The organism is Sphingobium trunci, from assembly GCF_022664535.1.
Lineage (GTDB): Bacteria > Pseudomonadota > Alphaproteobacteria > Sphingomonadales > Sphingomonadaceae > Sphingobium.
The window spans coordinates 64,807-77,917 of sequence record NZ_JAKUJY010000008.1 but is presented as its reverse complement, the minus strand read 5'-3'; the positions used below and the strand labels follow the sequence as shown (position 1 = coordinate 77,917).

15 protein-coding genes and 1 tRNA gene are annotated in these 13,111 nt (G+C 64.6%); 8 read left to right on the top strand and 8 right to left on the bottom strand.

What is annotated here, in order from left to right; all coding sequences use genetic code 11:
• Positions 1–92: 92 nt before the first annotated feature.
• From rplQ to rpsM, 4 genes are all read right to left on the bottom strand, one after another.
• Complete coding sequence (rplQ, locus tag MJ601_RS09460) at positions 93–518, bottom strand: 50S ribosomal protein L17 (protein WP_242125675.1); 426 nt, start codon at positions 516–518, stop codon at positions 93–95.
• Positions 519–676: 158 nt separating this feature from the next.
• On the bottom strand, positions 677–1,741 hold the full coding sequence (locus MJ601_RS09455) for a DNA-directed RNA polymerase subunit alpha (RefSeq protein ID WP_242125673.1): 1,065 nt from the start codon (positions 1,739–1,741) through the stop codon (positions 677–679).
• A gap of 120 nt (positions 1,742–1,861) precedes the next feature.
• A complete protein-coding gene (gene rpsK, locus MJ601_RS09450) occupies positions 1,862–2,251 on the bottom strand; it encodes a 30S ribosomal protein S11 (RefSeq protein ID WP_004208752.1) in 390 nt (129 codons plus the stop codon).
• A gap of 91 nt (positions 2,252–2,342) precedes the next feature.
• Complete coding sequence (rpsM, locus tag MJ601_RS09445) at positions 2,343–2,711, bottom strand: 30S ribosomal protein S13 (protein WP_242125671.1); 369 nt, start codon at positions 2,709–2,711, stop codon at positions 2,343–2,345.
• Between the two features lie 319 nt (positions 2,712–3,030).
• Between rpsM and MJ601_RS09440 the strand changes: the two genes are divergently transcribed.
• The gene (locus MJ601_RS09440; RefSeq protein WP_242125669.1) at positions 3,031–3,585 is read left to right on the top strand and encodes a hypothetical protein; all 555 of its coding nucleotides are present in this window, start codon (positions 3,031–3,033) and stop codon (positions 3,583–3,585) included.
• A 507-nt stretch (positions 3,586–4,092) separates the two neighbouring features.
• Here MJ601_RS09440 and scpC read toward each other — a convergent pair.
• Entirely contained in the window at positions 4,093–5,604 is a 1,512-nt protein-coding gene (gene scpC / locus MJ601_RS09435) for a succinyl-CoA:acetate CoA-transferase ScpC (protein WP_242125667.1), read from the bottom strand.
• A 99-nt stretch (positions 5,605–5,703) separates the two neighbouring features.
• On the opposite strand from scpC, the gene MJ601_RS09430 reads away from it, so the two are divergent.
• Positions 5,704–6,597 (top strand): LysR family transcriptional regulator, encoded by an 894-nt coding sequence (locus MJ601_RS09430; protein ID WP_242125664.1) that lies wholly within the window; start codon positions 5,704–5,706, stop codon positions 6,595–6,597.
• 3 nt (positions 6,598–6,600) lie between these two features.
• Here MJ601_RS09430 and MJ601_RS09425 read toward each other — a convergent pair whose 3' ends face one another.
• The 3 genes from MJ601_RS09425 to MJ601_RS09415 form a co-directional block, all read right to left on the bottom strand.
• Positions 6,601–6,873, bottom strand: coding sequence for a 3TM-type holin (locus tag MJ601_RS09425; protein WP_242125662.1), 273 nt, complete (start codon positions 6,871–6,873; stop codon positions 6,601–6,603).
• Between the two features lie 12 nt (positions 6,874–6,885).
• Complete coding sequence (locus MJ601_RS09420; RefSeq protein WP_242125661.1) at positions 6,886–7,425, bottom strand: glycoside hydrolase family 108 protein; 540 nt, start codon at positions 7,423–7,425, stop codon at positions 6,886–6,888.
• A gap of 138 nt (positions 7,426–7,563) precedes the next feature.
• A tRNA-Pro gene (locus MJ601_RS09415) sits at positions 7,564–7,640 on the bottom strand.
• Positions 7,641–7,831: 191 nt separating this feature from the next.
• On the opposite strand from MJ601_RS09415, the gene yajC reads away from it, so the two are divergent.
• The 6 genes from yajC to MJ601_RS09385 all read left to right on the top strand — a co-directional run bounded on the left by yajC (position 7,832) and on the right by MJ601_RS09385 (position 13,064).
• Complete coding sequence (gene yajC / locus MJ601_RS09410; protein ID WP_176592041.1) at positions 7,832–8,167, top strand: preprotein translocase subunit YajC; 336 nt, start codon at positions 7,832–7,834, stop codon at positions 8,165–8,167.
• Positions 8,168–8,175: 8 nt separating this feature from the next.
• Positions 8,176–9,771 (top strand): protein translocase subunit SecD, encoded by a 1,596-nt coding sequence (secD, locus tag MJ601_RS09405; protein ID WP_242125659.1) that lies wholly within the window; start codon positions 8,176–8,178, stop codon positions 9,769–9,771.
• A gap of 18 nt (positions 9,772–9,789) precedes the next feature.
• The gene (gene secF, locus MJ601_RS09400) at positions 9,790–10,776 is read left to right on the top strand and encodes a protein translocase subunit SecF (RefSeq protein ID WP_242125657.1); all 987 of its coding nucleotides are present in this window, start codon (positions 9,790–9,792) and stop codon (positions 10,774–10,776) included.
• A gap of 113 nt (positions 10,777–10,889) precedes the next feature.
• On the top strand, positions 10,890–11,174 hold the full coding sequence (locus MJ601_RS09395) for an MTH938/NDUFAF3 family protein (protein WP_245405736.1): 285 nt from the start codon (positions 10,890–10,892) through the stop codon (positions 11,172–11,174).
• A gap of 103 nt (positions 11,175–11,277) precedes the next feature.
• Positions 11,278–12,396 carry a Ppx/GppA phosphatase family protein gene (locus MJ601_RS09390; protein ID WP_242125654.1) on the top strand — a complete coding sequence of 373 codons (1,119 nt, stop codon included), beginning with the start codon at positions 11,278–11,280 and terminating at the stop codon, positions 12,394–12,396.
• Positions 12,393–13,064 carry an RlmE family RNA methyltransferase gene (locus tag MJ601_RS09385; protein WP_242125652.1) on the top strand — a complete coding sequence of 224 codons (672 nt, stop codon included), beginning with the start codon at positions 12,393–12,395 and terminating at the stop codon, positions 13,062–13,064. The genes MJ601_RS09390 and MJ601_RS09385 overlap by 4 nt, the downstream gene beginning before the upstream one ends.
• Positions 13,065–13,111 lie beyond the last annotated feature (47 nt).

The following is a 13,111-nucleotide window of genomic DNA, read 5'->3' as shown; positions in this document are numbered from 1 at the left end:
ACAGAAAAGAAACAAAACAGGCCGTGGCTCTTATCAAGCCACGGCCCGTTCTAAAACGAAATTACCACTTTGCGGTAAGTGGTATCAGCGGATCAGGCCGCTTCCAGCTCGTCGGCATCGGCGCCCTGGACCGGACCCGAATCCTGACCCTTGGCGTCGGTGTCGCGATCGACCAGTTCGATGATCGCGATCGGCGCCGCGTCCGAAGCGCGGAAACCGGCCTTGATCACGCGGGTGTAGCCGCCGTTGCGGTCCTTGTAGCGCTCGGCCAGGACGTCGAACAGCTTGGTCAGCTGGGTGTCGTCCTGCAGGCGGGCATGGGCCAGGCGGCGGTTCGACAGGCCACCCTTCTTGGCGAGGGTGATCAGCTTTTCGACGTAAGGGCGCAGTTCCTTCGCCTTGGGCGTGGTCGTCAGGATCTGCTCATGCTTGATGAGCGAAGCCGCGAGGTTGCGGAGCAGCGAGTTGCGATGACCGGCGCTGCGCTGCAGCTTGCGATGACCAACCTTGTGACGCATGTGTCTTTCCTTCGTTCGTTAAGGGGCCGTGGCCAGGCCCCATCAAAGTGTCACTTTGATGGGATCCCCCAGGTACCCCAGACCAGGCAACCGTTAGAGGTCGTCGCCCATTCACCTTTCAATCGTCACCCCAGCGAAGCCGGGGTGACGGATGGGGATCAGCCCAGCAGCTCCTGTTCGAGCTTCTTGGCCATTTCCTCGATATTCTCGGGCGGCCAGCCGGGGATGTCCATGCCCAGGCGCAGGCCCATGGACGACAGCACTTCCTTGATCTCGTTCAGCGACTTGCGGCCGAAATTGGGGGTGCGCAGCATCTCGGCCTCGGTCTTCTGGACCAGATCGCCGATGTAGATGATGTTGTCGTTCTTGAGGCAGTTGGCCGAACGGACCGACAGTTCCAGCTCGTCCACCTTCTTGAGCAGATAGCGGTTGATCTGGTTCGCGTCGCTTTCGCCTTCGCCGGCCGAGGCGCCAGCTGCGGCACCGGCAGTCGGAGCGGCGGCGGGCAGCGCGTCCTCGAAATGGACGAAGAGCTGGAGCTGGTCCTGCAGGATGCGGGCGGCATAGGCCACCGCGTCTTCCGGCGTGACGGTGCCGTCGGTTTCGACGGTCAGCGACAGCTTGTCATAGTCCAGTTCCTGGCCGACGCGGGTATTGTCGACCTTGTAGGCGACCTGGCGCACCGGCGAGTAGAGCGCATCGACCGGGATCAGGCCGATCGGGGCGTCGGCCGGACGGTTGGCGACGGCGGGGACATAGCCCTTGCCGACGTCGGCGGTCAGTTCCATGTTGAGCGTCGCGCCCTGGTCGAGGTGGCAGATCACCAGATCGGGGTTCATCACCTCGATGTCGCCCACGGTCATGATGTCGCCCGCCTTCACTTCGGCAGGGCCGGTGGCCGACAGCTGGAGACGGCGGGGACCGTCGCCTTCCATCTTGAGCGCGACCTGCTTGATGTTGAGGACGATGTCCGTCACATCTTCGCGCACGCCGGCGAGCGAGGAGAATTCGTGGAGGACGTTCTCGATCTTGATCGAGGTGACCGCCGCGCCCTGAAGCGAGGACAGAAGAACCCGGCGCAGCGCATTGCCGAGCGTCAGACCGAAGCCGCGCTCCAGCGGTTCGGCAACGAAGGTCGCCTTGCGCTTGCCGTCGCCCGCCACCTTGATCTCAAGGCTGTTGGGCTTCTTCAATTCCTGCCAGTTCTTCATGTTGACAGTCATGTATTTCCCCTGGGGATGAGGCCGAAACGCTTAGCTCCTGGTCCCAACAGGACGTTCCGGCCGATGCAAATGGGGTGAGCGGGCGACGCGTCCGCCGCCCACACGTATCGCGGCCGGTAGTTAGACGCGGCGGCGCTTGGACGGACGCACACCGTTGTGCGGGATCGGCGTCACGTCGCGGATCGAGGTGATGTGGAAGCCGACGGCCTGCAGCGCGCGCAGAGCCGATTCACGGCCCGAACCGGGGCCCTTCACTTCGACTTCCAGGGTGCGCACGCCATGTTCGGCGGCCTTGCGGCCCGCGTCTTCGGCGCAGACCTGCGCGGCATAGGGAGTCGACTTGCGGCTGCCCTTGAAGCCCATCATGCCGGCCGAGGACCAGCTGATCGCATTGCCCTGGGCGTCGGTGATGGTCACCATGGTGTTGTTGAAGCTGGCGTTGACGTGCGCCACGCCAGCCGAGATGTTCTTGCGTTCGCGGCGCTTGATGCGCTGGGGTTCGCGTGCCATTTTTGCTCTATCCTACTGAAATCTGGTTGCGCAGAAGGCGTCTCGCTTGGGGAGGGCTGCCTCCGGCGGAGTAATTCGTCCCCCGGACGAATTACTTCTTCTTGCCGGCGATCGGCTTCGCCTTGCCCTTGCGGGTGCGCGCATTGGTGTGCGTGCGCTGGCCGCGGACCGGCAGGCCCTTGCGATGACGCAGGCCGCGATAGCAGGCCAGATCCATCAGGCGCTTGATGTTCATCGCGGTTTCGCGGCGCAGGTCGCCTTCCACCGTGTGATCGGCGTCGATGGCTTCGCGAATCTGCAGGACTTCGGCGTCCGACAGGTCCTGAACGCGGCGGCCGTGGTCGATGCCCAGCTTGTCGGCGATGTCGACGGCGGTCTTGCGGCCGATGCCGTGAATGTAGGTGAGCGCGATGATCACGCGCTTGTTGGTCGGGATGTTGACACCCGCAATACGTGCCATGGTATTCTGTACTCCTGCTCCACGGGGCGGTTGGCGCCGCCCCATCTCAAAGCGTCCGGGCCGAAGTCCCTAAAAGGACCGCAGCCGATTCGATAGGCCCCAAGACGCAAAAAAGACGGCCAGTGCCTTTGCACTGCCGCTCGCCAGCGTATCGGGAAGGGGTGCCCTTAGCGATTCGGCTTTGGACTGTCAACGCCGGGGCGGCCCGGAAGCGGTGAAATCGGGCGCCTGGCACTCATCGGGCGGGGCGCCTCATGTCGTCCTCGATCCTGGCCTTTTCGGGTTGATGCAACGGCTTGCCCTGGGGCATGGAGGCGCGATGCGTTTATCCCCGCCCCCCATATCCCTGCTCCCTGCCGCGCTGGTGGCGCCCTTCCTCCTGCTGGCCGGTTGCGTCGGTGCGCCGGAACGTCCGCCCGCCCCCGCACCGGCGCCCAGGCCTGCTCCGCTGACCCAGCCCGCATCGCCTCCACCGCCTGCGCCGGTCGAGTGGCAGGACCGGCCGACCACGCCGGGCGACTGGCGCTATCAGGCCGACGGGGCCGGATCGGTCGCGCTGTTCGGGCCGGGGACGGGGAGCAGCCTGTTCATCCTGCGCTGCGACAAGGCGGCGCGGCAGGTCCGCGTCCTGCGGCCGGGCCTCGCGCGGACGGCGATGACGGTGCGGACCAGTTATGGCGCGGTCACCTGGCCTGCCGGCGCTGCCGCTGGAACCATGCCGGCGACGCAGGCGATCCGTGCCGCGAACGACGCGACGCTGGATCAAATCGCCTATAGCAGGGGCCGCTTCGCCGTCGAAGTGCAGGGGCTGGACACGCTGATCCTGCCTGCTTGGGCGGAGGTCGGCCGCGTCGTCGAGGACTGTCGCGGCTAAGTTTCTGATTTTGGGCGTTTCCGACTGTGTCGGGGCAAATGGCCTGCCGAAACGCGGACGCACAAGTATGATTCGAAAAAAGAATTTTACAAGCCTTGAAGTAGCGCTCCGTCTGATTCACATATCCTTTCATAGCCGGCGAAGGACCAGTATCCGGGAACGGCTATACGGGCTTCAACTAGCGAAAGGAGGTGATCCGATGTCTCATGGTTCAGCAATGGGGTCGGTCAAGTCCATTCGGGGAACGCGCCGCTGAGCGACGCCGTTAGCGTCGGTTTTCCAGGATTTCGGTGACTTTCGGCTGCATTTTGCAGGCGAGGCGTCGTAACTGGAGAATAGCGCGAGGAACGTTTCCCTTGGGCGGCACTTCCGGCCGCTGACCATGTCAATGACGGGCCGTCGGTTTATCCGGCGGCCCCTCTCATTTTTGGCAGGGCGAGTTTCCGGAGCGTACGCGCGTTCTTCTCCATTCTCTCCATGCCTTCGGTGCAGGGAAGATGGAAACCATCATCCGCGCATCGTGCCCGTGTCGATATAGCGCTGGTGCCAGGCCAATGCCTCGCCTGGCAGCATGGGGGATTGCAGCCCGTAGGATCCGGCCAGCGCTCGCCTGAAATAATCCCGGAGCGCTGGCCGGAAGTCGGGGTGCGCGCATTTCCCGATGATCAGTTCCGCCCGCTGCCGCGGCGCCAGACCGCGCAGGTCGGCCAGTCCCTGCTCGGTCACGATCACCTGCACATCCTGATTGATATGATCGACATGGCTGCAATGCGGCACGATGGCCGAGATTTTCCCCTCCCTGGCGGTCGAGGGGGTCATGAAGACCGACAGGAACGCGTTGCGTGCGAAGTCGCCCGACCCGCCAATGCCGTTCTGGATGCGCGATCCCATCAGATGCGTCGAATTGACATTGCCGTAAATATCCGCCTCGATCAGCCCGTTCATCGCGATGCAGCCCAGCCGCCGCACCAGTTCGGGATGGTTGCTGATCTCCTGCGGGCGCAGGATCATTTTCTCGCGATAGCGCCACATGTCCGCATTCATTCGCGCTGCGGCCTCCGGGCTGAGGGAGAAGGCCGTGGCACTCGCCATGCGCAGCTTGCCTGCATCGAGCAGGTCCAGCATCCCGTCCTGTATCACCTCGGTGAAGGCGACCATATTTTCGAACGGGGCGTCGATCAGGCCGGTCAGCACGGCATTGGCGATATTGCCGACCCCGGATTGCAGGGGCAGCAGTGAGGGAGGCAGGCGCCCGGCCTTCACCTCATGGCCCAGAAAGTCGAGCAGATGCCCGGCAATAGCGCGCGCCTTATTATCGGGCGGGGTGAAGGGGGCGTTGCGGTCGGGCGCATCGGTTTCGACGACCGCGATCACCTTGTCGGGGTCGCAGCGGAAGGTGGACTGGCCGATGCGCTGGTCGGCATACAGCAGGGGAATGGGCTGGCGATGCGGCGGCAGCGCGGTGCCGTAATAAATGTCGTGCATTCCTTCGAGCGCAGGATTCTGCCAGCGGTTGACCTCCAGGATCACGCTCTTCGCCCGGTCGGTCCACGTCTTGTTGTTCCCGACCGAGGCGGAAGGGATCAACTCGCCCTCGGCCGTGATACCGGTCACTTCGATGACCGCGATGTCGAGATCGCCAAGGAAGCCCTGCCACGCCATCGGCGCGACCTGGCTCAGATGCATGTCGAAATATTGCATATGCCCGCTGTTGATCCGCTCCCGGGCGATGGGATCGCTGTTATAGGGCAGGCGGAACTCGATGCCGTCGGCCTGTGCCAGCGCGCCGTCCAGTTCCGGGCCGGTGGAGGCGCCAGTCCATATCCTGACCTGGAAATGCTCGCCGGCGGCATGGGCGGCGGTGATGCGTTCGGCCAGCGCCAGCGGCACCGCCTTGGGATAGCCCGAGCCGGTGAAGCCGCTCATCCCCACCGTCATGCCGTCGCTGATCAGCGCTGCGGCTTCCTGCGCCGAACGGCCTTTGGCGGCCAGCCCGGCATGGGCGATACGGTTCGACATCGGCATCCTCTTCCTACCTTCCTGTGTGACGGCATCTGGCTTTTCGGCGTGACGGACAATAAGGATAAGCCGCACAATATCTGTGCGGAATCAGTGCAAATGTCGGACCTGTTGATCGCCCTGCGGACATTCGTGCGGCTGTGCGAGAAACCGAATTTCTCGCGCGTCGCCGAGGAGATGCACGCCAGCCATACCACGATCGCGCGCCGCCTGGACCAGGTGGAGGCGCATTTCGGCACACCCCTGTTTCACCGCACCACGCGCAGGCTGATCCCGACGCCGGAGGCGGACCGGTTGCTGATCCATGCACGGACCATGCTCGATGCGTTGGAGGTGGCGGAGCAGGATTTCGGTCCGTTGCGCAATGAGCCGAGCGGTCTGGTCCGTATCGGCTTCACCACGGCGCTAGGCCTTCATTATGTAGAGCGGCTGGGGGAACTGACGGCGCGCTATCCTGCCTTGCAGCTCGATTGCGCCATGACCGACTGGCAGCGTGACGTGGTGGAGGACCGGTTGGACCTTGCCTTGCGCGTCGGGCCGGTGGGCGACGACAGCCTGGTCGTGCATCGCCTGGGTGCCCTGCCGCGCCTGCTGGTGGCCCATCCCGATTATCTCGGCCGCCATGGCACACCGGTGGGCGCCGAGGATTTGTCCACCCATCAATGCATCGCCTATGCTTATGGCGACGTGCCCGCCCGCTGGACCATCGATGGGCGGGAGAGGGTGGTAAGCGGCACCTTCCGCAGCGACAGCAGCGAAGCGGTCCATCGCGCGGTGCTCAGTGGACTCGGCATAGCGCTGCTGCCCGCGATCCGGGTCAGGCGCGATATCGAAGCGGGGCGATTGCTTCCGGTCCTTCCGGACAGCAGCATCGCTCCGCTCGACATTCTCGTCGTCCATCCGTCCCACAAGCGGCTGTCGCCCCGCGCGCGTGTCGTGCTGGACTTTCTGAAGACCCATTTCCCCGATGGGAACGCAATGGACAGATGCTGACCCTTAGCGTTCCACCCCCTTGGCCTTTCCCCAGGCCCTGGCGGCGGTATAGCCTAGATAGCCCGTTCCGAAGAGCGCGTAGAGCGGCTCCGGCAAGGCGTTGAAATAGGCCTGCATCGCGCGGATGATCGCCGCCGCCATGTCCGGCCGGACGCCCCCGATCAGTCCCAGCGGCACCGACCAGAGCAGCAGGCCGTACATCACATAGAGGAAGGCGGGGCGCGCCCGTAGCGTCCATCGGTCAGGCGTGGGGCGCCTGTGTCGTACCGAAGCCATTTTCGCGCCTCCCTAACCGATCCGGTTCGCCAGCCAGCCATAGAGGAAGGCCTCATTGGCTGGGCGGCTCTCCGCCAGCGCAAGATAGCGCTCGCCCTGAAGCGCTTCGAGCGCCTTGAGCAGCACCTTCTCCCCAGCCCTGCCGCGCAGTTTCAGGAAGTCACCGAGCGCGCCCAGCGTCCTGGGGCCTACCGACCGGTCGACCTTCAGGTCCGGATAATCGCTTTCATTCCGGTTGAGCGCGTTCAGCGCCCGCTGCAGAAAGCCGCTGGCGGTCCCCGGCCCCATATTGACCGCCGTATCGAACAGTTCTTCGGCGATGGCCGGCGCCAGTTCCGCGATGAAGGCATAGCCCGGCTTTTCCCAGTAAAGCCGCCGGTAAATCGCCTCAGCAACGCTGCGGGGGAGGGCGCGCATGTCGCCCCTATAGCCGTTCGCCCGCGCCACGGCCTGGGTGATCCCGAAACGGGTCGGCCCGCCGCGATCCGCCGGGTGGTTGCTGTAACCGCCTTCCCGCGCGATCACTTCGTCGATCAGTGTCGCAATGTCCATGAAAACCGCCCTCCTGTTGAGAAGGTGGATCATTTATCCCATCTGGTTCATTGTAGGACAGCGAAAAAAGGCGGTCCGCCAGCGAATCAATGAATGCTCATGGAGATTGGGAAGGCGCCCTTGCGCCTCGCGGAAACTTGGTCGGGACGAGAGGATTCGAACCTCCGACCCCCACACCCCCAGTGTGATGCGCTACCAGGCTGCGCTACGTCCCGACCGGAGCGGCGCAATTAGAAGCAGTTTGGGGAATATGCAAGGGCCTCGATGCAGGCTTTTTGCCCTTTTGTCGGCAAATCCTAATCATGTTGCCTCACCCAGTCCATCTGTGTTAGCCGCGCGCCCTTGATCTGTAGGCGTTTATCCTGCGCCTGCACCTGGACAAGAGAATAAGGCGAAAGTCCCAACCATGTTCATATCTCCAGCCTTTGCCCAGACTGCGGGCGGGGAATCGTCCGGCGCCTCCATGCTGGTGCAGATGGCCCCGCTGGTCCTGATCTTCGTCGTCTTCTATTTCCTGCTGATCCGTCCGCAGCAAAAGAAGATGAAGGAGCACAAGGCGAAGATCGACGCCGTGAAGAAGGGCGATCAGGTCGTCACCGGCGGCGGTCTGGTCGGCAAGGTGGTTCGCGTCGATGAATTTTACGCCGAGGTCGAACTGGCGCCGAACATGAAGGTCAAGGCGGTGAAGTCCACCCTGACCGACGTGATCGATCCCGCCACCGCCAAGCCCGCGAACGACTGAGCCGCCCGATGCTGAATTTCCCCCGCTGGGCGATCTTCGCGATCCTGGCGCCGCTGCTGATCGGCATCGCCTGCGCCGTGCCGAGTTTCCTGCCGGATACGGTGGTGACGCAACTGCCCAAATTCATGCAGACCCGTGTGAATCTGGGTCTCGACCTGTCGGGCGGCAGCCATCTGCTGCTCGAGGCGTCGACCCAGGACGTCGCCAAGCAGCGAATCGCCAATATGGAGGAGCAGGTCCGCACGGAGCTGCGCCGGGGCGATACGAAAATCGCGATCGGCGACATTTCCAGCCGTGACGGGAAATTGAGCTTCATGGTCCGCAATCCGTCGGAGGTGGATGCCGCCGTCGAGCGCATCCGGCCGCTGACGCAGGGAGCGGGGCTGACCGGCCAGCGCGACTTCAATGTCGAGGTGGTGAACAGCTCCACCATCGTCATCACGCCCACCCAGGCGGGGATCGACAGCGCGGTGAAGGGCGCGATGGAAGTCGCGACCGAAGTCATCCGCAAGCGCATCGACGAAATGGGCACGCGTGAGCCGACCATCCAGCAGCAGGGCGGCAACCGCATCGTCGTGCAGGTGCCGGGTCTTCAGAATCCCGCAGCCCTGAAGGCCCTGCTCGGCCAGACCGCGAAGCTCGAATTCAAGCTGGTCGATGTCAACGCCAACCCCAGCGAAGTCGCGCAGGGCCGCGCGCCGGTGGGCAGCGAAGTGCTGCCTTATCCGAGCGCGCCCGGCGGCAAGATCGCCGTCTACCGGCAGGTCATGGTGTCGGGCGAGGACCTGACCGACGCGCAGCAGGGTTTCAGCCAGCAGGGCAACCAGCCGATCGTCAACATCCGCTTCAACGGCGCGGGTGGCCGGAAATTCGGCCAGGTGACGTCGCAGAATGTCAACCGGCCCTTCGCCATCATCCTGGACGGCAAGGTGCTCTCGGCGCCCAACATCAACGAGCCGATTCTGGGCGGCAGCGCGCAGATCAGCGGCAGCTTCACGGTTGAAAGTGCCAATCAGCTCGCCATTGCGTTGCGGTCCGGCAAGCTGCCTGTTGCATTGACCGTGGTGGAAGAACGTACGGTCGGTCCGCAGTTGGGCGCCGACTCGATCAAGGCGGGGCTTACTGCTTCGATCATCGCGGTGGCTGCCGTCGCGGCCTTCATGTTCGTCAGCTATGGCCGTTTCGGCATGTATGCGAACCTCGCCGTTGCCATCAACGTGCTGGTGATTCTGGGCGTGATGGGCATTTTGGGCGCAACGCTGACCCTGCCGGGCATCGCGGGCTTCGTGCTCACGATCGGTACGGCGGTCGATGCGAACGTGCTGATCTACGAACGCATCCGCGAGGAACGGCGCCGTGGCCGCAATGTGGTCCAGGCGATCGAACATGGCTATAAGGAAGCCAGCCGCACCATTTTCGAAGCGAACGTGACCCATGCCATTGCGGGCGGGATCATGCTCGCGCTGGGGTCGGGGCCGGTCAAGGGTTTCGCGATCGTGCTGCTGATCGGCATCGCGACCAGCGTGTTCACCGCCGTCACCTTCACCCGCCTGTTGGTGTCGCGTTGGGTTCGCGCCAAGCGCCCGACCGAGATCCATATCTGACGGGGCGGGAGAGACATTATGAAACTGCTTAAACTCGTCCCTGACAACACCAATATCGGCTTCGTCAAGCTGCGCCACTGGGCCTTCGGCCTGACGGCGCTGCTGACGGTGCTGGCGGTGGGTGCGACCTTCTACAAGGGCCTGAACCTGGGCGTCGATTTCGTCGGCGGTCTGATGATCGAGGCGAAGTTCACACAGCCGCCGCATCTGGAAAAGGTGCGCGGCGTGGTCGACCGGCTGGGCGTGGGCGACGGTTCGCTCCAGCAATTCGGCGATCCCAAGACCGTGCAGATTCGCCTGCCGCTGCCCGAACAGGGCGGCGCGGGTGCATCCAATGCCATCGTCGAGAAGGCGCGCAAGGCGATGACGGCGGAATTTCCCGGCGTCACCTTCTCGCGCTACGACACGGTGTCGGGCAAGGTGTCGGGCGAACTGATCCAGAACGGCGTGCTGGCGGTGATGCTGGCAGTGGTCGGCATCGCGATCTTCTCCTGGTTCCGCTATGAATGGCAGTTCGGCGTCTCGACCTTCGTCGCGATCATGCACGACGTGCTGATGACGCTGGGCTTCTTCGCGATCACGCAGCTCGAATTCGACCTCAACATCGTCGCTGCGGTGCTGACCATCGTCGGCTATTCGATCAACGACAAGATGGTGATCGACGACCGCATCCGCGAAAATATGCGCAAATATCGCAAGATGGACATGAAGGCGCTGATCGACCTGTCGGTGAACGAGACGCTGCCGCGCACGGTCATGACATCCGTCACCGTACTGCTGGCGCTGGGTGCGCTGCTGCTGCTGGGCGGACATGTGCTGCGTGGCTTCACGGCCGCCATGATGCTGGGCATCATCGTCGGCACCTATTCGTCGGTCTATGTGTCGTCGTCGCTGCTGATCACGCTCGGCCTGTCGCCCGCGACCGCCGAGAAGAAGGCGGCCAGGGCCAACATCGCCGCCCAGGCCGAGCGCATGGGTCCGCGTGATGATGGAGCGCGGCCCTGAACGAGAAGCGGACAGGCATCGAACTGCGCCGCGATGAGGCGGGGCAGGGGCCGATCGTCACCGGCTTTCAGGGCCGGGGCTTTCGGGTTCGCGACGATGTCTTTCCCGATGGCCTGCTGCTCTCGCCGGTGCGGGCGCTCGCCTGGGTGCAGGCGCCGTCGATCGAGGCGCTGACGGTGGCGGATCTGGGGGATCTGTTCGACCTGGATCCGCAGCCGGAATTTCTGCTGATCGGGACGGGCGCTGGCCTGCGCCAGCCGCCACGTGCCTTTGTCCGTGAACTGGAAGCACGCGGCATCGGCGTCGAGGTGATGGACAGCCGCGCCGCCGCCCGCGCCTGGGGCGTGCTGCGCGCGGAGGAGCGCTGGATCGTCGCGGCCTTGTTGCCGCTGATCTGAGGGTAATGCCGCGCCCGCCTTGCGCTTTCTTCTTCCTTTGCCTACTCTTGACCCCAAGTTCCGGTGCCTTTCGGTGCTGGCGAAGAAGAAAAGAGACACGGCCATGGTGCAGCAAAGCCGCCCATCGCCGCAGAGTTCCGGCCCAGCCGGCGGAGTTTCGGGCAAGGGGGTCCGTTCCGGTCAGGGCAATGGGAGCAAGGCTGCGGCCCTCACTCCCCCGTCGAAACCGCGGGGCCTTTTGCCTCATCCGCCACGCGGACGCAGGGCCTATGCCGCGATCGACCTCGGCACCAACAATTGCCGCCTGCTGATCGCCAAGCCGTCTTCGGACGGATTCATCGTCGTGGATGCCTTTTCCCGAATCGTGCGGCTGGGTGAAGGGCTGGCGGCGACCGGGCGGATCAGCGATGCCGCGATCGACCGGGCGATCGCTGCGCTGTCCGTGTGCGCCGACAAGCTGCGGCGGCGGCATGTGACGCTGGCGCGCTCCGTGGCGACGGAGGCCTGCCGCCGGGCGTCCAACGGCGCGGAGTTCATCCAGCGCGTCTATCGCGAAACCGGCATCGCGCTCGACATCATCAGCGCGCAGGAAGAGGCGCGGCTGGCGGTGCTGGGCTGTCATGCGCTGCTGGAGCCGGGCGACAGTCCGGCGCTGATCTTCGACATTGGCGGTGGATCGACCGAGCTGGTGCTGGTGGACAGCTGCCGTGAAGGCGCGCCGCACATCGTCGACTGGGTAAGTGCCCCCTGGGGCGTGGTGTCGCTGACCGAAAGCGAGCCGTTCGACCATGCCGATCCGGCCGACCGGCTGAATGCCTATGGCCGGATGCGGGCGCGGGTGGCGGATGCCTTCGCCCCGCTGGCACGCAGGCTGCCCCCGGTGCAGTCGGACATCCGCCTGCTCGGCACGTCGGGCACGGTGACGACGCTGGCCAGCCTGCATCTGGACCTGCCGCGCTACGACCGGCAGGCGATCGACGGGCTGATCGTGCCGTCCGCGTCGATGCGCGCCATTTCGTCGCGGCTGTCCGCGATGCCGTTGTGCGACCGGCAGAAGCTGCCCTGCATCGGCACGGAGCGCGCCGATCTGGTGGTGGCGGGCTGCGCCATATTGGAATCGATCCTCGATATCTGGCCCGCGCAGCGTCTGGGCGTGGCCGACCGGGGTATTCGCGAAGGCATATTGCGCGGCCTGATGGACCGCGACGGAGTGAAGATGTGAGAGGCACGGGTGCCGGCAAGGTGCGGGTCAAGACGGCGAAAGGGCGGACGGCCCAGTCGACCCGCTGGCTCGAACGGCAGTTGAACGATCCCTATGTCCGCCGCGCCAAGGCGGAAGGCTGGCGCAGCCGCGCGGCCTTCAAGCTGATCGAGCTGGATGAGAAATTCCATTTCGTGAAGGGATCGCGCGCGGTCGTCGATCTGGGCGTGGCGCCGGGCGGATGGGCGCAGGTGGTGCGCAAGCTGTGCCCCAAGGCGAAGGTGGTCGGCATCGACCTGCTGCCGACCGATCCGATTCCGGGCGTCACCCTGTTCCAGATGGACTTCATGGACGACAAGGCGCCGGCCTTGCTGGCGGAGGCTTTGGGCGACGCGCCCGATCTGGTGATTTCGGACATGGCGGCCAATACGGTCGGCCATGCGGCGACCGACCACCTCCGCACCATGGGGCTGGTCGAGGCGGCGGGGATGTTCGCGGTCGAAAATCTGCGCAAGGGCGGCACCTTCGTCGCCAAGGTGTTCGCGGGCGGCACCGATGCCGACCTGCTCGCGATCCTCAAAAAGCATTTCACCACGATCAAACATGCCAAGCCGCCCGCCAGCCGGAAGGGCAGCGTCGAATGGTATGTCGTGGCGCAGGGCTTCAAGGGACGGCCGGAAGGGGGCTGATCGGGCCGGCTTGGGGCAGCCCTTGCGATAGCAAGAGATTGAAATGC